We start from the raw sequence: 23,298 nt of genomic DNA on the forward strand, positions 1-23,298 counted from the left end.
CACGCCGTACCGGGGGGCACACTCCCGGATTACCGCCAAAACGCCGTCTCAGTGCTCACAGTCAGCTGAACCGTCCTGTTCGGACGAAATGGGCCCGACCGCGAGAGCGGTCAGGCTGAGCCGGAAAGCCCGCCGACAGCTCCCACACGCCCACTGCCCGTGGCCGGACCCGCTGGCCGCATCCCGCTCGGGCGGAAGATAGGGAACAAGATCTTCCTCACCGCAGTACGGGCAGTAGAAGGGGACGGAATGACCGCTAGCCATCAGCGGCCCCGGACGTCCCGGACGCAGGCTCGGCCGGGGCCACGGCACCGGCTCGATCCGCCGGGGCGGCCAGGACGGACTCGTCGGCCCGCTCGACCCAGTCCGCGAAGGACTCACCCTCGTCCCGACCGGCCGAATACGCGCGCAGCAGCCCGTCGACGTAGTCAGCGACACCGGCGGAGGTGACCTTCAGCCCACGGGACTTGCGGCCCAGCCGCGACCGCACGCCAAGATGACCACCAAGGTGCAGCTGAAAGCCTTCGACCATCTCCCCGGATTCGTCCGGGACGAGGGAGCCCTTGAGCCCGATGTCGGCGACCTGGAAACGTGCGCAGGCATTCGGGCAGCCGTTCACGTGGATGCCGATCGGCTCGTCGAAGTCGGGCAGCCGCCGTTCCAGCTCGTCGATGAGCGCCCCGGCTTTCGCCTTGGTCTCGACGATGGCGAGTTTGCAGAACTCGATCCCGGTGCAGGCCATGGTGCCGCGCCGGAAAACGCTCGGCCGGACGACCAGGTCGAGCGCGGCGAGTTCCGCCGTCAGCTGGTCGGCCTCGGCCGGATCGACGTCGAGGATGACCAGTTTCTGTGTGGTCGTCGCGCGGATGCGACCCGCGGCGAAACGGTCGGCGAGGTCCGCGACCGCGGTGAGCGTGGTGCCGCTCAGCCGTCCGGCACGGGGCGCGAAGCCGACCGCGAGACGGCCGTCGCTCTGCTGGTGGATACCGATGTGATCGCGGCCCTCGTTACGCGGCGGCGGCGGTGGCGGGCCGTCCGGCAGCGGCGCGGTCAGGTACTCCTTCTCCAGCGTCGTCCGGACCCATTCGGGCCCCATGTCCGCGACCAGGAACTTCAGCCGTGCCCGGGTGCGCATCCGCCGGTAGCCGTAGTCCCGGAACAGGCTCGCCACCGCGTACCAGACCTCGGCGACGCGGTCAGCGGCGACAAAGGTGCCGAGCCTGACCCCGAGCTTGGGATTGGTCGACAGCCCGCCCCCGACCCAAAGATCGTAACCGGCACCGAACTCCGGATGCACGGCCCCGACGAACGCGATGTCGTTGATCTCGTGCAGGGTGCACTGGTCGGCGCAGCCGGAGATGGCGCTCTTGAACTTGCGCGGCAGGTTGCTCAGGGATGTGTCACCGACGTAACGCCGGACGGTCTCCTCGATCGCCGTGGTGGCATCGATGATCTCATCGCCGTCAACCCCGGCCAGTGGGCACCCCAGGATGACCCGGGGGGTGTCGCCGCACGCCTCGGCCGTTGTCATCCCCGCGCCTTCGAGCGCCGCCCAGATCGCGGGAACGTCCTCGATGCGAATCCAGTGCAGCTGGATGTTCTGGCGGTCGGTGACGTCCGCGACGTCCCGGCCGAACCGGGTGGAGATCCCCGCGATGACACGAAGCTGATCGCTGGTCAGCCGGCCACCGTCAAGGCGGATCCGCTGCATGAAGAAGGGCGCGTCGAGCTCCTCAGGCTCAAGGATGGCCGTCTTACCGCCGTCGATTCCCTCCTTGCGCTGGGTGTACAGCCCCCACCAGCGAAATCGGCCCCGCAGGTCCTGCGGGTCGATCCCGGCGAACCCGGTGTATGGGTAATGGTTGAGGATCCGGTCCCGAACGGCGAGGCCGTCCTGGTCCTTCTTCATCCGTTCGTTGGGGTTGAGGGGCTCAAGGTGGCCGAGGGCCCACTGGCCCTGCCCCTTCGGACGGAGCGGGCGGGTGGGACGGGAGCGTGCGGGGGTTGTCATCGAGTCTCTCGCAGCCGGGTGCGGGGTGCGCCGAGAGCGCCGGCGCGCGGGAAGGTCAGCTGTGACGCGGACAGGCGGCGCTTGCGACCCTGAGCAGGTCGATGTGCAGGCGCGCGACCAGAGCAGAATCCACCAGCGGGAAGTCGACCAGCGCAGGACCCGCTGGACGGACGTCTGGACCGAGGCCGGTTATGCCTGAGCCAGTCAGACGAAGCCCCGGGCGCACGGTCACGGCCCTATGGTTCCACACTGGGCGCCCACAGGTTGGTGATCGCGCACAGAACTGACAAAAAACAACCAAACGCTCACAAAAAGTGACCGACAAATACCCGAATTATGCTATTTTCGACAGCTGAGCAGCCGTGCCCAGAGCTGCCCAGAGCCGCTGAGGCTCAGTTCCGGGTCGAGCCGCCCGCGGCGACCCGGGTCGAGGCACGGCCGCACACGTCCCGAAGATGATCGAGCAGGCTGTCGGCGGCAAGGCCTTTCTCGATCAGAGCATGCGCGCCGAGCGCCAACGCCCGCTCGCCGAGAGCCTGCTCGGAGAAACCCGTGAAGATGACGACACGGGCGCCCGGCGCGGCGCGACGTACCGCGGGCAACGCCGCGAGGCCGTCCAGGACGGGCATGCACACATCGAGCAGCACGAGGTCCGGGCCGGTCCGCGAAACGACCTCAACGGCTTCGGCCCCATCCCTTGCCTGGCCGACGACCACGAAGTCAGGCTCCATCTCCAGCAGGAGACACACGAGGTCGCGCACACCATCCGCGTCGTCCGCCACCACGACACGAACGGCGGCCTGCGGCTCCGGTTCCCCGTCCATATCCGACGTTCTACGCCACGCCAGCACCACCCGCCCATCGTCATTCGGGGTGGTTTCCCGAGCTAGCCCCCGTGCCCGGCGCTCTGGCGGGCGGGCCATACGGCCGCGATGCGCACGTAATCCGCAACGAGTCCAGTGACGCCAGTGACGCGGCAATGTGAAATGGTTATCCGTGGATTGCCTTTGATGCGCCGGAAGTAACAACGACAACAACTGTCGGCAACTTCCCACCTCTAATGATCATCGTCAACCAAAAGGTGTGCAGGTCATAGCCTTTTTCGCGCATCTGGGCGGCAAGAGCGACCAGCGGCAGGGGACGCGCGCCGCGGGGCCAGGGCACGCACCTCGCGCCATCGCTGCCCAGCCATCCCCGCGCGGCGCACGGGTGCCCCGGCGCCGGTCGCCACCCACCGCCTCCGGTGGCTCCCCGCGCCGCCTCACGCGATGCGCGCACCCCAGCCCCGCTCCTTGGTCCACAGCCCTATCGCCAGGCGCTCTTAAGTAATAAATATACGACGATAAGTAAAAAATCTTCAGACTTTGGCCAGGGTTAGTGCACGTTGGAGTAGCATGGTCACAAAAGGTGACACGATTTTTATCAATCACTCTTTGTAGACCCCTCCGACACAGAAAACGTGACACGGATCGGGCCGGCCAGGCAAGCCCCTGCCGCCCGGTCCGCCCGGAAGAAGGAAGCAGGCGCGGATGCTGCGACGGAACCGAGGCTGTGACGACACAGCCAGCGCGGAGGATCTTCTGCCATGGATGATCCGTCGCATACGTGAGGAACGGGAGCTCTCCCGGGCGGATCTCGCAAGGATCACTGGTTATAGCCGACGGTACATCGACCAATTGGAGCAGCCCAGCCGCGGTATCCCGGCTCGGCCGGTCCTGGCCGCCGTCGACGCGGCCCTGGCGGCGGACGGCGCTCTCGTTGCGCTACGGCTGGCCGCGATCGAAGCCCGCACCGAAAGAACGCACAGCGATTCAAGCCCGGAGATCGAATCCCGCCGCAGGATACGCGACCTGCTCGACTACCAGGCCTGCGATCGAAAGCTGGACGCCCTCGACCGGCGGGCGACGGAACTGATCGCGTCCGCACAACAGCTCTCCCCCGCCGATATCACCGTTCGCGTGCGGGGCCAGCAGCGTTTTGCCGACGTTCTCCTGCGGACCCGCATGCTTCCCCATCAGCAGTTCCGCCTCTTCATGATTGCGGGGCATCTCGCGGGACTACAGGCGATAGCCCTGTTGGACAGCAACGAGTTCGAGAAGGCCGGCACCTGCTGTCTGGAGGCCGCCGTCTTCGCCGAGCTGACCGGGCATGAGGGGCTGCGTGCCTGGATACTCGTGGTGAACAACCTGATCGACGCGGCGGTCCACGGCACCCGCACCGACCATGCCTGCCCCGCTTTCCCCACACCGGACGAATTCGCCAGCATGATTGCCGCGGCGGATTACCGAACGACAGCCGGCGCTGGCAAGGCGAATGCCGCTGGCGTTCCCACACCCGATTGGAATGGCCCGCGGCTCGCGACAGCCAGGGCACACAGCGCCCGCCCGCCGGTCGATTTCTCCCGGGCATTTCGACCGCCCGTGTGATGGCCGGCCCGTTCTACACGTCGGCGAACACGATGCCCGTCCGTGCTGGGACGACGCCGCGCGCCGCGGCCTGGCCGGCGAACGCCATCAGGCCCTTCAGCTGACGCTCGCCCAGGGAGAAGTCCAGGGCCGTGAAGTAGCGCGTCAGGGTGGCCGCGTCGAGCGCCTCCCAGCGCGCCGCATGCCTGGCGACGGTGCCGAGCTGGCGGAGCGCGAGGTCAAGGCTGCCGCGGAAGGCGCTGTGCACCTCCTTGACCACGCCCGGATGGGCCAGCGCGAAGTCACGCCGGACCGCCCAGAGCGCGAACACCATCGGCAGTCCCGACCAGTCCCGCCAGGCCGCTCCGAGATCAACTACATGAAGCGGATGCGTGCTTCCGGCCCGCTCAGCGTCGTGGACGGCGCGGAGCGCCACATCCCCGATCAGTACGGCCGCGTCAGCCTCGCGGAGCATGAGCGGCAGGTCCGGCGGCATGCTGGCGTAGGCCGGGGCCAGCCCCAGCTGGTCCTCCAGCAGGATCTGCGCAAGCAGCACGCCGGTCCGCGACGTGGAACCGAGCGCGACCGACCGGATCCGCTCCCGTGGGACGGCGCTGACCAGCGCAACCGACAGGACGGGGCCGTCCGAACCGACCGCGATGTCGGGCAGCACAACAAGATCGTCAGCGTGCCGCAGATACTCGACAAGACTGATCGGGCCGATATCGAGATCGCCGCTCACCAACGCCTCGTTGAGCCGGTCCGGAGTGTCCTTGGTCAGCTCGACATCCAGCAGCGCACCGGAGTGCACCAGCCCCCAGTAGAGCGGCAGGCAGTTGAGAAACTGGATGTGCCCGACCCGTGGGCGAGCCGGCCCCGGCCCGCCGGTCAACGCAGCCAGCCGCGTCGTTGCGCCAAGGCGCCGAACACCGCGCGACGCTGGCGGAGCGCCACCGGATAGCTCACGAGCCCGCTCAGCACAAAGGCCACGGCGAAGGCCAGGAACCCGTTCACGCCCAGCAGCAGCACCACCGCAAGCACCACACCGAAAATCAGCGCTCGCAGCATGAAGTAACGGGCGTTGATGGCCAGCAGACCCGAGCGGGATGGTGGCGTCGGCGGCGCCGCGGATGGCGGCCGCGACGGCCACCCGGGCAGCGACCGCCCCGCATCACCAGGTGCCCGGCTTCGAAAATCCACGATGTCCGCCCTCCTCGTCCCGGCCGTGCCCTGGGCCGGCTCATGTCATCTCGGGCGACGGGTGCGCCTGCGTACCCAGCCAAGGCGTTGCAGCAAGGACGGATACAGGCCGAGACAGATGAACATCACCAACAGGCCGAGCAGCCCGGCCGGGCCGATCGCCAGACCGGCGAGCCGCAGCAGGGCGTAGGCAGTCACGCCTGGCACAAGAATCACCAGGAAAGCCAGTATGAAGATCGAGCCGATACCGGCCGATCCCTTCGGCTTGGCGGGATGCGCGGGCGCACCCGGCCGCGGCGCCCGCGCATCCGGGGCATCCGAGGTGTCCGGTCGGCTGGTCTGCATGTCGCGGGAGCCTATGCGCCGATCGGCTGGGGAAGATCCCGACGGGCCGGGTCGGGGCCATCGAACTCCCGGATCACCCGGTAGCGGGTGTTGCGCTCCACCGGCCGGAAACCGGCATCCCTGATCACGGTGAGCAGGTCGTCACGGGTCATCGTGGTGGGCGTCCCGAAACCGTCCGCGTCGTGGGTGATCTTGTATTCAACGACCGACCCATCCAGGTCGTCCACGCCGAAGTTCAGCGCGAGCTGGGCCGTGGTCAGGCCGTGCATCACCCAGAAACACTTGATGTGATCGATATTGTCAAACAGCAGCCGGGACACCGCGAACGTCTTCAGCGCCTCAGCGCCGGTCGCCATCGGCTGGTTCATGAGCCGGTTGCGGGGATCGCCAGCCGCGTCGTGCTGAAAGCGCAGCGGGATGAACACCACGAACCCTCCGGTGGCGTCCTGGAGCTCGCGCAGCCGCAGGACGTGGTCGACCCGGTGGCGGGGCTGCTCGATATGGCCGTAAAGCATGGTGCACGGCGTCCGCAGGCCCTTGGCGTGGGCGATCCGGTGGATGCGCGACCAGTCCTCCCAGTGGGTCTCGTGGCCCACGATGTGCTGGCGGACCTCCCAGTCGAAGATCTCCGCGCCGCCCCCGGTCAGCGACTCCAGACCGGCGTCGATCAGCTCGTCGAGGATCTCGTCCGCGGGCAGGCCGCTGATCTTCTCGAACCAGTGGATCTCGGTGGCGGTGAACGCCTTGAGCGCCACCCCCGGCAGTGCTTTGGACAGCTCGCGCAGTGAACGCGGGTAGTAACGCCACGGCAGGGTCGGATGCAGGCCGTTGACGATGTGCAGCTCGGTGATGCCGGCGGGCTCCATCTCCCGGGCCAGCCGCACGGCCTCCTCGATACGCATCGTGTACGCCTCGGCCTCGCCGGGCTTGCGCTGGAACGAGCAGTACGCGCAGGACGCCGCGCACACGTTGGTGAGGTTCAGATGCCGGTTGACGTTGAAGTACGTCGCGTCGCCGTTTTTGCGCACCCGGACGGAATGCGCCAGCTCCCCCAGCCAGGCCAGCTCGTCGCAGGCGTAGAGGGCCTCGCCGTCGGCGCGGCTGAGCCGCTCGCCGCCGCCGACCTTCGCTTCGATCTCACGCTTGAACCCGGCGTCCATAACTATGAGGGTAGCCCCGCGCGCTCCCGCGACTGGCCTGAGGCCAGCCTGTCCGGCTGCCTCGTCCAGTCTTCGTCCAAGGCACCGCCCAGAACCTCCAGCGTGCCCGCGGCCGGCGCCCTTTTCATGATCAGCGCGTGTTTGTCGTTGGGTACGGTTTTCGGCCTGATCGGCGTACCCAACGACAAACATCCGCCGATCTTGCTAGGGAAAAATGCCGATCAGCGGCCATCGGCCTCGGCATCACCGCTCGCTGACATCTCGGCCCGCCACGCTGGTGCCGCGCCTGCCGGCCGGGCGCCCGGCGGCGCGTTCGGCGGCACGGCGCTGCATCCGGCCCACCGGGTAGGTCAGCACGCCCGTGATCACCAAAGCGGACAGCAACGCCAGGACCGGGCTGACGTCCAGGCCGAGCAGGACGGCCAGCACCACGATCAGCGCCGCGATCCGGGCGGCGAAGTACGGCAGCTGTACCCGGAGATCCGGTGCTGACGGTGCTGACGACGGCCGGCCGCCCGCGCGCGCCGCCCGGCCCTTGGACGCCGGTGCCGCCGCGGGGCTTTTCCTCGTGTTGTTGCGCGCCATACCTGCCTCAATCCCCAGCCTGACATCAACTACGGATGCCGCGAGTTCACGGTACGGCTCGGGCGGTGGACACCGTCGGATGCCCGGTCATGAGGACGGGCGGCGGGCGGCGCCGAGCTCACCCGTCCAGCGGCGCAGGAGGGTGTTGGGTACGCCGGCCACGTCCAGGACCTTGCCGGCGACGAAGTCCACGAGCGCCTGCGCGTCGGTCGCGCCCGCGTAGAAGCCGGGGCTCGCCGCCGCCACCACCGCGCCCGCCTCGTGCAGCGACAGCATGTGCAGCAGCGTCGAGCGGGTGAACGGCATCTCCCGGGGGACGACGACCAGCGTGCGGCGTTCCTTCAACGTGACGTCGGCGACTCGTTGCAGCAGGTCCTTGGACAGGCCCAGGGCTATCCCGGCCACCGCCGCGGTGCTCGCCGGAACAACGATCATCCCTCGCGTCAGGTAGGAGCCGCTGCTCGGGCCGGCCGCCAGGTCACCCGGCGACCAGTGCCGAAGCCAGCCCGTCTCCGCCGCCCGTGACACGGCGGCGGCCGTGCCGACGCCGAGCCAGCTCGCCAACGCCTGCGGCCAGGCGTTGTCCCGCCAGGCCAGGCCCGTCTCGTCGAGCAGCGTGAGGCGGGCGGCCCGGGAGACGATCAGATCGATCGGCAGACCAGCGGTCAGCAGGCCACGCAGCACCGACGCCGCGTATGGCGTTCCGCTCGCACCGCTGACGCCCACCACCCATGGTCGCCGCGGCTCGCCGGCGTCCGGGCCGGCCGCGGCCCGTCCCACGCCGCTCACCGGGCCCGTTACACCGGTCACCAGGCCAGGCCGCGCCCGGCGAGGTCGATGGTGGCGAAGGTGAACAGGGCGATGCCGACGAAACCGTTCGCGGTGAGGAAGGCCCGGTTCACGCGCGACAGGTCGTCCGCGGAGACGATCGCGTGCTCGTAACAGAACGCGGCGGCGGTCACCGCGAGGCCGGCCCACCACCAGACGCCGAAGTTCTCCATCAGCCCGAACACGACGAAGAAGGCGAACGTCACCACATGGGTGACGATCGATGCCGTCAGCGCGGCCTGAACGCCGAACCGAGCCGGCACCGACCCCACGCCGATGCCGCGGTCGATCTCGGCATCCTGACAGGAGTAGATCAGGTCGAAGCCGGCGATCCAGGCGCCGACCGCGGCCCCGAGGACGACTCCCGCCCACGACCAGTGGTCGGTGATGGCTATCCAGGCGCCGATGGGCGCGACCGCCTGGGCCAGGGCGAGAACGACGTGTGGGAAGTTGGTGAACCGCTTGGAATAGGAATAGACGACCAGCGGGATGACCGCGAGCGGCGCGAGCGCCAGACAGAGCCAGGACAGCGCGGCGGCCGCGGCACAGAAGACCGCCAGCGCGATGGCCGCGCCGACCGCGGCGGTGCGCACCGAGACGACGCCGGTGACCAGCTCACGTCCGGCCGTCCGCGGGTTGCGTCCGTCGATCTTGCGATCAATGATCCGGTTGGTGGCCATCGCGAAGGTGCGGGCCGCGACCATCGCGATGGTCACCAGACCGATGTCCAGCCAGTGCACCGAGCGGGAGATGTCGAAGGACGCGGTGAGCGCGGCGACATAGGCGAACGGCAGGGCGAACACCGAATGTTCGATCACCACCACCCGCAGGAAGGCGCGAACGGGACCGTCGGGTGCCGGAGCCGGCCCCGGCATCTCCGGGGCAACTGCCGCTTCACTCACCAGCGATCAACTCCATCCGCCTCGCCGCGCGCCGGGGACCCATCGCTTCCCTGCTACCGGGCGTTTCTCCTGCCGGGCACTCCTACCAGTCCGTACTCTTTTTCGCAGGCTTTTCTACAGTCCGTACTCTTTCCAGCGACGGGCGACCAGCTCCCTGGTTGCCTGATCCATCACGGCCTCCGCGGGCCAGCCGCCCTCGCGACGGTATCCCTCGGCCGGGAGCTTGCGGGTGGCGTCCACGCCGATCTTCCCACCGAAGAACTGTTCGTAGGAAGCATGGTCGAGGTGGTCGACCGGGCCGATCGTGGTCAGGAGGTCATGGGCGTAGTCGACGTTGCCGAACGCCCGCCAGGCCACCTCGGAGTAGTCGTGGACGTCACAATCGGCATCGACGACGACGACGAGCTTGGACAGCGACAACAGCCCGGCGCCCCAGACGGCGTGCATGACCTTCTGCGCGTGCTTGGGGTAGCGCTTGTCGATCGAGACGATGGCGCAGTTGTGGAAGACGCCCTCGACCGGGAGGTCGTAGTCGACTATCTCCGGGATCATCATCCGGATCAACGGCAGAAAGATCCGTTCTGTCGCCTTGCCGAGTGGGCCGTCCTCCTGCGGTGGGCGACCCACGACGATCGTCTGGAAGACCGGGTCACGCTGCATGGTCATGGCGTCGACCCGAAGCGCGGGGAACGGCTCGACCGGCGTGTAGAAGCCCGTATGGTCACCGAACGGCCCCTCTGGACGCCGTTGGCCGGGCTCCAGCCAGCCCTCCAGCACGATCTGGGCGTTTGCGGGCACCCGCAGCGGAACCGTCAGGCAGTCGACCATCTCGACCCGCTCGCCGCGCAGGAACCCGGCGAACAGGTACTCGTCGATCTCCGCCGGCAGCGGCGCGGACGCCGCGTAGGTCACCGCCGGGTCACAGCCGAACGCGATGGCGACCGGCAGCTTCTCGCCACGGCGCTCGGCCACGGCGTGGTGGGCGTTGGAGTCCTTGTGGATCTGCCAGTGCATCCCGACCGTCCGGGCGTCGTGGCGTTGCAGCCGGTACATGCCCAGGTTGCGCTGGCCCGTCTCGGGATGCCTCGTGTGGGTAAGGCCGAGGTTGAGGAAGGCGCCGCCATCGTCTGGCCAGGCATGTACCCCGGGCAGCCGGAACAGGTCGACATCCGAGCCCTTGAGCACGACATGCTGACAGGGCGCGGTGCGGACCATGCGAGGCGGCACTGTCCGCAGCGCCGCGGCCTTGCCGAGCGCCTCGCGCAGCCCGGTGAGCCCGACAGGCAGCTCGGGTTTGAGCATGGCGGCGATCCGGTCGCCGATCTCGTCGAGGCTGCTGGCTCCCAGCGCCGCGGCCATCCGCCGCTCCGTCCCGAAGACGTTGATTGCCAATGGCATGTCGGCACCGGCCGGCCGGTCAAACAGCAGCGCGGGTCCGCGGTCCCGGACAACCCGTGTGACGATCTCAGTGACCTCCAGGACCGGATCGACTGGGACGCGGACGTGCCGCAGGTCGCCGTGACGCTCGAGGTGAGCGAGGAACGCGCGCAGATCCGCCCAGGCCATGGCCACCATCCTTGCAGCGGGCGGTGCGGCCGGCCGCATTGCCGTTCGAGGCGGAAGGGGAGACGGGAGGAGACGGGAGAGCTCTCGTGCTCACCGGGAGCACGCTGGGACTGCCGCGGACGCGCGGCAGCCGCGGGTACGCATCCGGCTGCGGCATCGGTACCGGATGTGTGACGGGGGTATGGCTGTCCCACCCCGTTGCCCCGGGCGGACGCACCGCCGCTGCGGGGGGAATGGTTGACGGTACGGTCGAACAACGACGGACATGACCGCTGGGCCTGATGGACCACAACCGGCCGGTACGGTACGGGCAGGTAAATCGGGCCTCCGTGAGGTTCTGACAGCTGGCGCGATCGGGTAAGGGGGCGGCGGTACGGTGGTCGGGCTCGTGCTGACGCTGGTAGTTCTCGGGTTCTGGGTTTACGCGATTGTCGACGCGGCCGTGACCCCGGCCGCCTCGGTCCGTACGCTCCCCAAACTCGCCTGGATCGTGATCATCGTTCTGTTCGAGGTCGTCGGCGCTGTGGCCTGGTTCCTGCTGGGCCGCCCACGCCGTGGCGCTGGCGCCGCGCGGAACAGTGATCATCCGGCATGGGGCGGTCGGTCGCCCTGGACGGAGCGCCCCGGCATCCGCTGGGGTGACCCCGACAGGATCTCCGCCGGGCGTCAGTTTCCCTGGGCGCGCCGAGGCCCGGCACCGCCATCGGTCGCCCCCGACGACAACCCCGAGTTCCTGCGCGAACTGTCCGAACGGATCCGTCGCGGGGACGGCGACGGTACCTCCCGAACCTGAAAAGCCCGTCCCCGATCCGCCGCTCGAACGCCCTGGCCACTCGCGGAGCGGGTCTCGCACCGGGCCGGGCCTGTCAGTTCACCCCGGCGTAGGAGTGCAACCCGGAGATCACCAGATTGACCAGGTAGTAATCCACGAACAACGCGCTGAAACCCAACAGTGAGATCGCCGCGGCCCTGTTGCCCTTCCAACCGGCGGTGGCCCGGGCGTGCAGGTACGCGGCGTAGATCACCCACGTGATGAACGACCAGGTCTCCTTCGGGTCCCAGCCCCAGTAACGGCCCCAGGCCGCCTCCGCCCAGATCGCCCCGGCGATGACCGCGAACGTCCAGATCGGGAACGCCAGCCCGATCACCCGGTAGGTGATGCGGTCCAGAACCGCGGCCGTGGGCAGACGCATCATGATGCCACCACGCTTGCGCATCGCGGCGGACGCGCCGGCCCGCCCCGCGGCGACAGCGGCCAGCTGGTTCTCCCAGCGGTCCTTCAGCAGATACAGGACGGTCGTGACCGCCGAGAGCATGAACACGCCGCTGGCGACGATCGCCGCGGCCACGTGGATCTTAAGCCAGTAGGAGTTCAGCGCTGGGACAAGCGGTCCCACGGCGACGTAGAGCACCGTGCCGGCGAAACCCAGATAGAGAACCACCGGGAACATCACGAAAACACCCAGCCAGCGGACACGAGCCCGGGTCCGCGCCAGCATGACCAGGTAGGTTGACACCGCGACCAACGTGATCATGGATGAGAACTCGTACATGTTCCCCCACGGCACCCGGTGCGCGGCAAAGCCACGAGCCGTCACCGAACCCACCTGAGCCAGCCAGCCAAGAGCGGTCAGCGCCACCGCGATCCGGCCGATCCAGCGCACCCCGGCCGGGCCGGGTGGGTGCTCGCTATCCCCGGCCATCGCCGCGGCCAGTGCCGCCGCCGGATCAGTCATCGCGCCGGGTCCGCCCTGGCCGCCACCGTCAACGCCGCCGTCAACGCCGCCGTCAACGCCGCCGTCAACGCCACCACCGTCAACGCCGCCGTCGACCTCCCCGCTGCGTTCGGCCGCGCCGAGACCGGCGCCGGCCATCGCCGGGACCCGTTCGGAAGCCGTGAGCCGGGCGGCTCCGGCCGATGACGGCGATGACATGACCGGCTCCACCGCCGGTGCGCCGCTCGTCCGTCCGAACCGGCCGAACGCGAACTCGGCCGCGTAGCCGAGCATCGCCAGCGCGTAGACCACCATGGTCGCGCCGAGAAAATGATCGGACAACGCGGCAAGACCGGAGTTGACAGGCATCACAGCTCCTGTTTGTTGGAGTCCACCAGCCGGGGGTCCGTCTCCATGGCCGCCCGCGCATCCAGCGCGATCGCCCGCAGTTCGGCGGCGAAGCCGTCGATGTCGGACCGGGACAGACCGCCGATCTCGACGATGGTCGCGGCAGCCGCATGCGCATCCGCACCCGTTCCTACGCCCGTGCCGGCCGCGGGGCGCGCCCGCACCCAGACCCGGCGGCGGCGGACCCGCATGCTCACCAGCAGACCGCAGATGATGGCAATCGCCGCGACCAGCACCCAGCCCTTGAACGGGTCCGACTTCGTCTGGAATGTCGCGAACTCGCGCACGCCGTCGGCCTCCAGTGACATCCCGCCGGGCAGACCGGTGACGGTTCGCTGCTTCGGGTTGTTCAGCGCCAGGACCTGCGCCGCGCGATCATCGCCGAGCGGCCCGTTCAGCCGGAGCTGACGCATGTCACGGGTGTCCAGCGAGTAGACGTTCTGCGGGATGCCCTCGTTGATGTGCAGGTTGCCGACATAGCCGGTGAGCGTCAGGCCGGGTGCGTTCGCCGCCGGGTAGGTCGAGACATAGCCGCGCGCCCGGTCCAGTTCGGTGGTGGGCGTGAACACGCCGCTGAATGCCAGCTGCCGCGGCTCACGGGTGGGTCCGGTCGGCGCGAGCCCGGTATCGCCGATCTTCAATGTGCAGGTGGAGGTGAACATGGCGTCCCGGGGCGTGCACGGTTGATAGCCCTCCCAGACAACCCCGCCGGCAGCGTCACGCAACACGAAGTGCGGCGCGTATCCGTGCCCGATCAGATAGATCTTTGCGCTGCCGATCGCCAGCGGGTGGTTGACCCGGATCTCAGCCACACGGGTGGGCTCGCGCAGCCCGGATGCGTACGCGACCGTCGCGCGGAAGTCCGCCGGCTGGCCGGTCGGCTGGTAGGAGGCGGTGAACTTCTCCATGGTCAGGGAGAACGGCGCCAGGCCACCGGCGGGGTCGACAAGCCTGCCCCGGCTGAACTGGTCGTAGGAGACCAGCGTGTTCGCAAACCCGTCCCCCGTGATGACGAGGACCGTGCCCTGATAGCCGAACCACGAGCCCAGCCCGACACCGACGAGCATGAGGACCAGCGCGATATGGAAAATCAGGTTTCCGGTCTCGCGCAGGTACCCCTTTTCCGCCGCCACGGAGAAGTCGGGGCTGCCATCGGGCCGGGTGGCGCCCTCGGCGGCGACGGCCAACCGGAACCGCCGCCGCCGCAGAACCACCCGCGCGGCCTCGATCGCCTCCGGCGGGGTGAGCGCGGTGTCCCACGTCTGCCCTCCGGTCAGCCGGCTCGGCCGGGCCGGTGCCCGCGGCGGGCGTCCCACCAGCGCTCTGGCATGCCAGCGGACCCTGGCCGACAGGCATCCGATCAGGGAGATGAACAACAACAGGTAGATCGCGGCGAACCAGGGAGCGCCGAACACGTTGAACGCGGACACCCTGTCCAGCGCCGGCGCGAGCGACGGGTGGTCACGGAAGTACTGCTCGACTTTCAACGGGTTCAGCGACCGCTGTGGCAGCAGGGAACCAGGGACGGCCGCGAGCGCCAGCAGGAACAGCAGCAACAACGCGGTGCGCATACTGGTCAGCTGATGCCAAAGCCGCCGGATCCGCACGATGACCCACCGCGCGGGGCCCCACCGCGCGGAGACCCGGCGCGCGGAGCCGAGGCCTCGGACAGGGCCGGCGCCGCGAACATCCGGCCCGACAGCATCCAGCGCGGCAGCATCCGGCCCGCCCGACGCTTGAGACGGCGGTGGCGATGCCTGCGCACGCACATCGTCAGGCACGGTCGTGGGCGCCGTCGGCTGGCTCACAGCGGAGTCTCCCCGAAACCCGGCGCGTAGGGGCGGACAGCCGCGATCAGATCAGCCCAGGCGCCGGTGAGCTGGAGGAGCCCGACGCCGACGAGCAGGACGCCACCGAAGAGGGTAAGCGTCCGCGCGTGCCTGCGCACCGCGGCCAGCGCACCAGCGACCCGCCGGAAAGCCAGGCCCACGATCAGGAAGGGTATCCCCAGCCCCAGGCAATAGACGGCGGACAGCAGCGCGCCTCGGCCGGCGGTCGCGCTCTGTACGGCCAGGCCCAGCACCGCGGTGAGAGTCGGCCCGAGACACGGCGTCCAGCCGACCCCGAACAGGACTCCGAGCAGCGGTGCGCCGAGCAGGCCCGGGGCGGGCAGGCGGTGGATGCGCCATTCCCGGTTGGCCAGCGGGACCCGCGCGAAAACACCGGCGAACGCCAGCCCCATGACGATGGTCACCGCGCCGAGGATCTGGCTGACGCCTACCTGGTGCAGGGTCAGCCATCGCCCCAGCCCGCCGAAGGCGGCGCCGTAGCTGACGAAGACGGCGGTGAAACCGGCGATGAACAGGCCGGTTCCGACGGTGACCCGGCCCGCCCGGCGGCGTGATCGCAACCGAGACCAGGCCCGGGGCGGGGCCGCGACCTCGAGCGGGGCCCCCGGAGCGCCGGCCGCCGCCGGCCCGGCTGGCACACCCGGCACAGCCGGCACAGCCGGCACGGCCATGGCGGCCAAGGCGGTTGCCCGGCCGGTGCCAGGCACCGGGCCGGTCGCGAGATCCTCGCCCGACAACCCGGTGACGAACGACAGGTATCCGGGCACCAACGGCAGCACGCACGGGGACAGGAACGACAGCAGCCCGGCCGCCGCGGCGACCGGCACAGCGAGCAGCAGCGGTCCATCGGTGACGAACGACGCGACGCTCACGTCTCCGCCCGCAGCCTGGTGAGCATGGGCGTCAGCTCATCCGGGAGAACCCCGCCGGTGAAGCGGGCCGCGAGCCGGCCCTTGGCGTCCAGCACGAAGGTGGACGGCAGGCCGGGCGGCACCGGCCAGCGCGCGGCGAGCGTGCCGATCCGGTCGATGATGCTGGGATAGTTCACCCCATTATCACGGATGAACGCCTTCGCCGCGGAGAGGTTGTCCTTCTCGTTCACACCGACGAAGGCCACCTGTGGATTGTCGGCGGCCATCGTGACCAGACCGGGCGTTTCCGCGCGGCAGGGCGCGCACCACGACGCCCAGAAGTTCACGACGATGATCCGCCCGCGGTAGCTGGTGAGGTCCAGCTCGGGACCGGTCACGGTCGGCCCGGTGAGGATCGGGGCCGGCGTCCGGTTCTCGACCGGGACGAAGTCGGAGTTGGACGCCTGCTGGACAAAACCGAACCCACCACCAGCAGCCTGATCCACGCTGTCGGTCCCGCTGGAACAGCCAGTCACCACACAGAGCAGCGCGCACAGCGCACCGGTGATGACCAGCGACGCATGTTGACGTGGACGTGGACGCGGACCCGGCCACCGCGCCCGCCCGGCCCAGGCGGCAGGCATCCCCGATGCCGCTGTCACGCTCCGCCGCCCGTCCACACTCACTCCCGTCACACGCATCGGACCCGGTCTCACCTACGACCCACTGTAGAACTCGGCCCCAAGCGTAGGTTGCGGGCGCCGCCGCTGCCCGGCCCCCCGATGTCCCCAACCCGATCAAATCAAGGAACGGGGTTGGGATGCGTGCGTCGCGAGGCAGCCCGGGGAGCCGCCGGAGGTGGTGGGTGGCAACCGACGTGCGTCGCGCGGCGATGGATCGCGATGGATGGGGAGCGATGGCGCGAGGCGCGTGCCCTGGCCCCGCGACGCCGCATCCCCTGTTGCCGGAGCGTCCGAGGACAGCCGCGAAGGCCCACGGGCAGGTCAGGCACCGACAGAACCGGCCTGGTTGACGGTCGGGCCGTTCGGCTCGGCATAGTCGACCCGCACCAGCCGATCGCCGGAGTACACCGCCGACGTCACACTGGCGAGCGCGCACTGGCGACGGTCCGGACGGTGCCAGAGCCTGCTGCCCTCCAGCGCGCGGCGGGTCGTCCACACAGGTAGCTGGTGGCTGACCAGGACCACCTCCCGGCCGGGGAAGGCCGCACGCCACTCGGCGACGGCGGCGAGCATCCGTCCAGCGATCTCAGTGTAAGGCTCCCCCCAGGACGGCTCGAACGGATTGATCAGAATTTTCCACATCCGTGGGTAGCGGACAAGGGCCGGCCCGGCCTCGAACGGCTTGCCCTCGAAGACGTTGCGACTCTCGATGAGGCGTGGGTCGACCTCGACTGCGACACCGCTGGCGGCGGCAATCGGCGCGGCGGTCTGTCTCGCCCGCTCCAGCGGGCTGGCGACAACAACAGCGATGTCACGATCAGCAAGAAACTCCGCGGTCACCTTGGCCTGGCGCGCGCCGGCTTCGGACAGCACGAACCCGGGCAGCCTGCCATAAAGGATCTTCTGGGGATTGAAGACCTCACCATGACGGACAAGGTGGATGGTCGTCAGCGGGGTGTCAGTGCTGTCAGTGGTGTCAGCGGTGTCAGTGCCCGTCCGCGTCATGAGCGCGGCCCTCCAGCGCTTGTTGCCGGCACCGGCTCAGGGACGCCGGCCGCGGCCCGCGCCGCCGCCGGCGCGGCGTTGGCGATCCGCTCGACAGCGGCGTCATCGTGTGCCGCCGAGACGAACCACGCCTCATAAGCGGACGGCGGCAGGTACACCCCGGCGTCCAGCATCGCATGGAAGAACGCCGCGTAGCGGGCGCTCGACTGGGTCCGCGCCCCGGTGTAGTCGATGACGGACGGCGCGTCGGTGAAGAACACGCTGAACAGCGAACCGGCGCTGCTGGGCAGGTGCGGCACGCCCTGCTCGGTCAGCGCAGTCGACACGATGCCGGCAACATCACCGGCGCGCGTGTCAACCGTCGTGTACACCTCCGGGCCGCAGGCTCGCAGCGTGGCCAGACCCGCGGCAACCGCCAGCGGGTTGCCCGACAGCGTCCCGGCCTGATAAACGGGTCCGGCCGGGGCGAGATGGGCCATCACCTCACCCCGGCCACCGAAGGCCGCCGCGGGCAGCCCACCGCCCATGACCTTGCCGAAGGTGAACAGATCCGGCGCCCATCCCTCGACGGCGCCTTCCGCCCCCCACCAGCCGGCCGGCCCGACCCGAAAACCGGTCATCACCTCATCCAGGATGAACAATGCCCCGTAGGTGTCACAAAGCCGACGCACTCCGGCGTTGAAACCCGGCAGCGGCGGGACAACTCCCATGTTGGCGGCGGCGGCTTCGGTGATGACAGCGGCGATCTCGTCAGGATACCGGATGAATGCCGCCTCGACGGCGCCCAGGTCGTTGTAGGGCACGACGATCGTTTCCGCTGTGGTGGCGGCAGTCACGCCCGGTGTTTCCGGCAGGCCGAGGGTCGTCACTCCCGAACCAGCCGCGGCGAGCAGGGCGTCGACATGACCATGGTAGCAGCCGGCAAACTTTATGATCTTCGGACGTCGGGTGAAACCCCGCGCGAGCCGCAGCGCGCTCATGGTGGCCTCGGTCCCGGAGTTGACCAACCGGACCTGCTCGACCGGGGCCACTCTTGACACGATCTCTTCGGCCAGCTCGACCTCACCCGGGCTCGGCGTGCCGTAGCTCGTACCACGTGCCGCCGCCGCCCGCAGCGCCTCGACGACCGCCGGGTGGGCATGACCAAGAATCATCGGCCCCCACGAGCAGACCAGGTCGACATACCTGCGACCGTCCGCGTCAGTGAGGTATGCACCATCCCCGGACACCATGAAGCGCGGTGTGCCGCCAACAGCCTGAAACGCCCGGACCGGTGAGTTGACCCCACCTGGGATGACCCGCTGCGCGCGGCGGAACAACTCCTGGGAGGCCGGAGCCTCGGATCCGACTGGCATACCACCGATCCTCGCAGGTCCGCACCGCGCCGCCGCACGATGTGCCCGCACTCCGACCATTGATGATTTTTTGGAGGGAGCCGCCGGTGGGCGGGGGATAACCCAGCCGCCCACCGGCGGCGGCTCGGTGCACGGAACGCCAACCAGCCGCGGTGCGGGCGCGCCGCCGAGCCCACCCGCACCGGCTGTGTCACGACGCATCTGTGAGCATGACGCAGCCAGCCGTGCGGCGCACGGCGTAGCGCGCCAGACGGCCGGTGTGTCCGGTTGTTGCCACTCGAGACAGGGATCGTGTCCACGGCTTTCGGCTGATACACCTGCTCCGCGCCTGTGAGCATTCCGAGAGTCCGCCGCCGGGTCCAGCGAACACGCCGCACCGGCGCCACGGCCCACATCAATGATCCATTTTTTCCGTGTACCAGCCAGCGCTGTTGACCACCGCCAGCCGCTCCAAGCAGCCACCTGCCCGATTGACAGCCAGCGCTCGCGCCTCGGATACTCGCTTCCGAGTAATCGGAGCCGAGGTGGTGGGAGCATGGCACATCAACGGCCGGCAAACATGTTGGCACTGGCTGTGCTTGCGCTGCTCAACGAACGGCCCATGCATCCGTACGAAATGTCAACTACGATGCGTGAGCGCCACAAGGAAAACAGCATCAAGCTGACCTACGGCTCGCTTTACACCGTGGTGGAGTCGCTGGCCCGTGGCGGCTACATCAGGGCACGGGAGACCGTTCGCGAAGGCCGGCGGCCCGAGCGGACCATCTACGAGATCACCACCGCTGGTCGAACCGAGCTCTACGACTGGATGTCCGAGCTTGTCAGCACACCCGCGAAGGAGTACCTGCGCTTCGAGGCGGCGCTGTCCATGCTGGCCGTGCTCACGCCAGAAGACGCCGTCCGGCTGCTCACCGAACGCCGCAGCCGGCTCATGCTCCAGATCGAGCACGCCCGCGCGGGGCAGGCCCTCACCGTCCGCGAAGGCCTGCCCCGATTGTTCATGCTGGAAACCGGGTTCGTCAGCGCGCTGGCCCAGGCCGAGCTCCGCTACGTGGACGAGCTCATCAAGATGATCTCCGAACGGACACTGGATGGCATCCACATATGGGATGCCATCCACACTCGCGAGACCGAACCGGACCGAATCCGCGACGTCGTCGTCCGGGCGCTGCGGGCTGGCGGCCACACGGGATCCGCGGCCGACGCCGTCCTGAACACGACCGAACGAGCCATCGCCGCGCAGGCCGGCCCGGCCGGCGCCAGCCCCTGGCCGGCCTGGGAACAACCGGCACCGCCAGCGCCGTCCGCCGCGCCCGGGGACGCCGCTGGAACGCCCGGCCCGCACGATCGAAGCCGGAGACCGATCACGTGAACAACGAACCACGTTCTGTCGCCCGTCATCCCACAGGTTCAGGAAGTTCAGGGGGACCGATGACCTCAGACCCGGCTCCAGCGCAAGCCGCGCGACCGACCGGCAGCTCCACCACGCAGCTGCTCCAGGCGCCTGGCCCGGTCGCGTCCATGTCCATGTCCATGCCCGCGACAGCCATCCCCACGGCGACAGCCATGTTCGTGGGCTCCGGCGGGCATTGTGCGATCCAGGCGTCCGACCTGGTCAAGCACTACCGAGGTGGCGTCCGGGCGCTGGACCGTCTCAGCTTCCAGGTCGCCCCGGGCACGGTATTCGGCCTGTTGGGACCGAACGGGGCCGGCAAGTCCACCACGGTGAAAATCCTCACCACGCTCTCGCGTCCTGACTCCGGCGGGGCCACGGTGGCCGGGATCGATGTCCTCGCCCATCCCGGCCAGGTGCGACAGGGGATCGGTGTTGTCACGCAGCGTTCCGGCATCGACCTGGAAGCGACCGGACGGGAGAACATCGCGCTCGCGGCCCACCTGCACGGGCTTGCCCGCGCCGAACTGGCCACCCGGGTCACCGACCTGCTCGACCGGTTCGAGCTGGCCCAGGCCGCCGATCGCCCAGCGCGCACCTACTCCGGCGGCATGCTCCGGAAGCTCGACGTGGCCGTCGGGCTGGTGCACCGGCCCAGCGTGCTGTTCCTCGACGAACCCACCACCGGGCTCGACCCGCACGCACGCATGCAGATGTGGGACGAAATCGGTTCACTCGCGGCGGACGGCCTGACAATCATGCTGACCACCCACTACCTGGAGGAGGCGGACCGGCTCGCGTCCAGGGTCGCCATCATCGACGGCGGCCGCATCCTTGTCGAAGGCAGCCCGGACGAACTCAAGAGCGAACTGCGGGGAGACGCCGTCCGCCTGGAACTCGCGACCGTTCCCGACGCCGCTCTCGCGGAGGGCATCACCATGGCCCTCAACGGGATTCCCGGGGTCACCGAGACCACGCTGGACGGTCGCGAGGTCCACAGCCGGGTGACCAACGGCGCGTCGTCCCTGCCCGCCGTGTTCGCCGCTCTCGAACAGGTGGACACCACGGTCATCGCGGCGACGATCGCCAGACCATCACTGGATGACGTCTACCTGCGCCATGTCGGCCACCGGTTCAGGGCCACCGCCGGGACCGGCCCGCGCCCGGCCGGCGTCGGTGCTGGTACTGGTGCTGGTACCGACGACACGAACGGCCGGGAACAGGGCGTCGCGCGCAAAAAGGAGGTGGCGTGATGTCAGGCGGCACCGGCACCACCACCTGGTCTGGCAACGCGGTCACCGGAGCGGCTGCCATGGACAGCACGCTCCGCCCCGGCCGTGGGGTGGATGCTTCAGGTTCCCGGCCGGCGCCGTCGCCCGCAACGGAGTACGCGGCGTCCGCCGGCAGCCAGCTGCGCTGGCTGACTGTGCGGCAGCTGCGTGCGCTGGTTCGCCAGCCCGCCTACCTGGCGATCACGATCGTGCAGGCCGTGGTCTGGCTGCCCCTGTTCGGTTCGCTGTTCCGCCGGGTCGTCGATGTTCCCGGCTTCGGCAGCGGATCCTACTTCGATTTCCTGACTGCCGGCGTCGTGGTGATGAGCGCTCTGTTCTCAGCCGGCTGGTCCGGCATGCGGGTCATCGTCGACATCGATCGCGGGGTCATGGACCGGATGCTCACGTCACCGGTCCGGCGATCCGCGCTGATCAGTAGCGCGCTTGTCTACCAGGTGGTGGTCACCACCATCCAGTCGGTCATCATCATGCTGCTCGGCTGGGCCGTCGGGACCCACTACCGCAACGGCCTGGTCGGCCCGGCCGTCCTGCTCACAGCCGCGTCGCTGGTCGCGGTCACGGTCGCGGCCTGCTCGAACGCGCTGGCCCTGCTCGTGCGGAAGGAGGACGTCCTGATCGCGGCGGTGAACTTCGCCATCCTGCCGTTGACGTTCATGTCATCGGCAATCATGGCACGGAACCTCATGCCGGGCTGGATGAAGACCATCGCGCGGGTCAACCCGGTGGACTGGGCGGTCAGCGCCGCCCGCGAGGCCGGCTCGACCGACCCGGACTGGCTGGCGGTCAGCATCTACCTCTGCTGCCTCACCGGGCTCGCCGCGATAGCCGGGAAACTCGCGACCCGCGCCTTCGACGCCTACAGCCGCTCCCTGTAGGCCTGATTTTTAGAGCGCCCGAGGATAAGGCGTTCGATCAGTGAGCGGCTCATCCGCGCCCGATCCGGCAAGGCTGCGGAGGAAGGCGCCCTGGTGCTGGGAGCCGACTGACGACAACGCGGCCGGGCGGGATGCGGGGAGCCGCGAGCCGGACAGTCCTATCCTCGGGCGCTCTTAACCTCGGGCCTGCGGCGCGCGTGGCAGGGATGTGGTCCGACGGGGTGAAGTAGCCACACACAGAACGGCCACCCATGATCCTTCAGAGGAAATCCGACTTCAAAGGACAGGGGTGGCCGTGCACTATGGCAGAGCCACCGGTGGTGGCCGAGAACGACCGTGTGGTCTGTCTCAACCGATTGCTCGGATTCCGGTCAGAGCTGTACCGCTGTCTGCCTCGGCGAGGCGATACCCTGTTCGAGCTGTGCGACGCGGTGTTGTGCAAGTGACAGACCGATGGTGTCCCCCTGCCGGAACTGTCGTTGAACGGGGTGCACCGGCGTGGGCACGGGGCCATGTACGACGCCTTGGCCGAAGGACGGACGAGGTATCCCGGCTACGCACAGCGGTGGTAGGACTGGACCTTCCCCGCCCGCGGGGCGGACAGCTGGCGGTAGCGGTAGACGTCGCGCCCAGACGTGGAATGTTCCCCATTCGCGTCGCGGCGCCCGGAGGCCCCAGCCCCCGTCTTTCACCGCGCTTGACGACAAACCACGCTCGTGAGCCGACGGGGCTTCGCTCAGTATACGAGCGGGGGCAGATCCTCGCGGGCACCGACACAGAGACGGACGCGATCAGCCGGCATCAGGGAATACTCCCGACGAGATCCTCTCCGGGGCCATCCCGTTTCCCGTGGCCGCCCCACGTATCGT

Annotated in this window: 22 protein-coding genes; 5 read left to right on the forward strand and 17 right to left on the reverse strand. The window is 69.0% G+C overall.

Annotation, left to right across the window (positions count from 1 at the left end; genetic code table 11):
* Positions 1–256 precede the first annotated feature (256 nt).
* The 3 genes from MJ785_RS06835 to MJ785_RS06845 form a co-directional block, all read right to left on the reverse strand.
* Positions 257–2,011: a nitrite/sulfite reductase gene (locus MJ785_RS06835; RefSeq protein ID WP_239372980.1), complete on the reverse strand. Its 1,755-nt coding sequence runs from the start codon at positions 2,009–2,011 to the stop codon at positions 257–259.
* 55 nt (positions 2,012–2,066) lie between these two features.
* Entirely contained in the window at positions 2,067–2,261 is a 195-nt protein-coding gene (locus tag MJ785_RS22165; RefSeq protein ID WP_370651694.1) for a putative leader peptide, read from the reverse strand.
* A 142-nt stretch (positions 2,262–2,403) separates the two neighbouring features.
* Positions 2,404–2,835 (reverse strand): response regulator transcription factor, encoded by a 432-nt coding sequence (locus tag MJ785_RS06845; protein ID WP_239312013.1) that lies wholly within the window; start codon positions 2,833–2,835, stop codon positions 2,404–2,406.
* A 765-nt stretch (positions 2,836–3,600) separates the two neighbouring features.
* On the opposite strand from MJ785_RS06845, the gene MJ785_RS06850 reads away from it, so the two are divergent.
* The gene (locus tag MJ785_RS06850; RefSeq protein WP_308194814.1) at positions 3,601–4,437 is read left to right on the forward strand and encodes a helix-turn-helix transcriptional regulator; all 837 of its coding nucleotides are present in this window, start codon (positions 3,601–3,603) and stop codon (positions 4,435–4,437) included.
* A 13-nt stretch (positions 4,438–4,450) separates the two neighbouring features.
* On the opposite strand, the gene MJ785_RS06855 is transcribed toward MJ785_RS06850, so the two are convergent.
* The 8 genes from MJ785_RS06855 to MJ785_RS06890 form a co-directional block, all read right to left on the reverse strand.
* The gene (locus tag MJ785_RS06855; RefSeq protein WP_239312015.1) at positions 4,451–5,308 is read right to left on the reverse strand and encodes a menaquinone biosynthetic enzyme MqnA/MqnD family protein; all 858 of its coding nucleotides are present in this window, start codon (positions 5,306–5,308) and stop codon (positions 4,451–4,453) included.
* A complete protein-coding gene (locus MJ785_RS06860) occupies positions 5,305–5,616 on the reverse strand; it encodes a hypothetical protein (RefSeq protein ID WP_370651695.1) in 312 nt (103 codons plus the stop codon). The genes MJ785_RS06855 and MJ785_RS06860 overlap by 4 nt, the downstream gene beginning before the upstream one ends.
* A 45-nt stretch (positions 5,617–5,661) precedes the next feature.
* Positions 5,662–5,961: a hypothetical protein gene (locus tag MJ785_RS06865; protein ID WP_239312016.1), complete on the reverse strand. Its 300-nt coding sequence runs from the start codon at positions 5,959–5,961 to the stop codon at positions 5,662–5,664.
* Positions 5,962–5,972: 11 nt separating this feature from the next.
* Entirely contained in the window at positions 5,973–7,121 is a 1,149-nt protein-coding gene (mqnE, locus tag MJ785_RS06870; protein ID WP_239312019.1) for an aminofutalosine synthase MqnE, read from the reverse strand.
* 243 nt (positions 7,122–7,364) lie between these two features.
* Positions 7,365–7,706 carry a hypothetical protein gene (locus MJ785_RS06875; protein WP_239348025.1) on the reverse strand — a complete coding sequence of 114 codons (342 nt, stop codon included), beginning with the start codon at positions 7,704–7,706 and terminating at the stop codon, positions 7,365–7,367.
* An 87-nt stretch (positions 7,707–7,793) separates the two neighbouring features.
* Positions 7,794–8,495, reverse strand: a complete 702-nt coding sequence (locus MJ785_RS06880; RefSeq protein ID WP_370652883.1) for a UbiX family flavin prenyltransferase — start codon at positions 8,493–8,495, stop codon at positions 7,794–7,796.
* A 17-nt stretch (positions 8,496–8,512) separates the two neighbouring features.
* On the reverse strand, positions 8,513–9,436 hold the full coding sequence (gene mqnP / locus MJ785_RS06885) for a menaquinone biosynthesis prenyltransferase MqnP (protein ID WP_305039907.1): 924 nt from the start codon (positions 9,434–9,436) through the stop codon (positions 8,513–8,515).
* A 114-nt stretch (positions 9,437–9,550) separates the two neighbouring features.
* The gene (locus tag MJ785_RS06890; protein ID WP_239380212.1) at positions 9,551–11,002 is read right to left on the reverse strand and encodes a menaquinone biosynthesis decarboxylase; all 1,452 of its coding nucleotides are present in this window, start codon (positions 11,000–11,002) and stop codon (positions 9,551–9,553) included.
* 388 nt (positions 11,003–11,390) lie between these two features.
* Between MJ785_RS06890 and MJ785_RS06895 the strand changes: the two genes are divergently transcribed.
* A complete protein-coding gene (locus tag MJ785_RS06895) occupies positions 11,391–11,795 on the forward strand; it encodes a PLD nuclease N-terminal domain-containing protein (protein ID WP_239311748.1) in 405 nt (134 codons plus the stop codon).
* Positions 11,796–11,868: 73 nt separating this feature from the next.
* On the opposite strand, the gene ccsB is transcribed toward MJ785_RS06895, so the two are convergent.
* The 6 genes from ccsB to hemL all read right to left on the reverse strand — a co-directional run bounded on the left by ccsB (position 11,869) and on the right by hemL (position 18,869).
* Positions 11,869–13,086 carry a c-type cytochrome biogenesis protein CcsB gene (gene ccsB / locus MJ785_RS06900; RefSeq protein WP_239380213.1) on the reverse strand — a complete coding sequence of 406 codons (1,218 nt, stop codon included), beginning with the start codon at positions 13,084–13,086 and terminating at the stop codon, positions 11,869–11,871.
* Positions 13,086–14,696, reverse strand: a complete 1,611-nt coding sequence (locus MJ785_RS06905; RefSeq protein ID WP_239311754.1) for a cytochrome c biogenesis protein ResB — start codon at positions 14,694–14,696, stop codon at positions 13,086–13,088. The genes ccsB and MJ785_RS06905 overlap by 1 nt, the downstream gene beginning before the upstream one ends.
* 233 nt (positions 14,697–14,929) lie before the next feature.
* On the reverse strand, positions 14,930–15,847 hold the full coding sequence (locus MJ785_RS06910) for a cytochrome c biogenesis CcdA family protein (protein ID WP_239380214.1): 918 nt from the start codon (positions 15,845–15,847) through the stop codon (positions 14,930–14,932).
* Positions 15,844–16,527, reverse strand: coding sequence for a TlpA disulfide reductase family protein (locus MJ785_RS06915; RefSeq protein WP_308194813.1), 684 nt, complete (start codon positions 16,525–16,527; stop codon positions 15,844–15,846). The genes MJ785_RS06910 and MJ785_RS06915 overlap by 4 nt, the downstream gene beginning before the upstream one ends.
* A 303-nt stretch (positions 16,528–16,830) precedes the next feature.
* Complete coding sequence (locus MJ785_RS06920) at positions 16,831–17,514, reverse strand: histidine phosphatase family protein (protein ID WP_239311743.1); 684 nt, start codon at positions 17,512–17,514, stop codon at positions 16,831–16,833.
* The gene (gene hemL, locus MJ785_RS06925; protein ID WP_239380215.1) at positions 17,511–18,869 is read right to left on the reverse strand and encodes a glutamate-1-semialdehyde 2,1-aminomutase; all 1,359 of its coding nucleotides are present in this window, start codon (positions 18,867–18,869) and stop codon (positions 17,511–17,513) included. The genes MJ785_RS06920 and hemL overlap by 4 nt, the downstream gene beginning before the upstream one ends.
* A 535-nt stretch (positions 18,870–19,404) precedes the next feature.
* Here hemL and MJ785_RS06930 point away from each other — a divergent pair.
* The 3 genes from MJ785_RS06930 (at position 19,405) to MJ785_RS06940 (ending at position 22,429) form a co-directional block, all read left to right on the forward strand.
* Positions 19,405–20,241 (forward strand): PadR family transcriptional regulator, encoded by an 837-nt coding sequence (locus MJ785_RS06930; protein ID WP_239348031.1) that lies wholly within the window; start codon positions 19,405–19,407, stop codon positions 20,239–20,241.
* 194 nt (positions 20,242–20,435) lie between these two features.
* A complete protein-coding gene (locus tag MJ785_RS06935) occupies positions 20,436–21,515 on the forward strand; it encodes an ATP-binding cassette domain-containing protein (protein ID WP_370651680.1) in 1,080 nt (359 codons plus the stop codon).
* Complete coding sequence (locus tag MJ785_RS06940) at positions 21,515–22,429, forward strand: ABC transporter permease (protein WP_239311736.1); 915 nt, start codon at positions 21,515–21,517, stop codon at positions 22,427–22,429. Before MJ785_RS06935 ends, MJ785_RS06940 begins: the two co-directional genes overlap by 1 nt.
* Positions 22,430–23,298 lie beyond the last annotated feature (869 nt).

Source organism: Protofrankia sp. CiT1, assembly GCF_917627335.1.
Classification (GTDB): domain Bacteria; phylum Actinomycetota; class Actinomycetes; order Frankiales; family Frankiaceae; genus Protofrankia.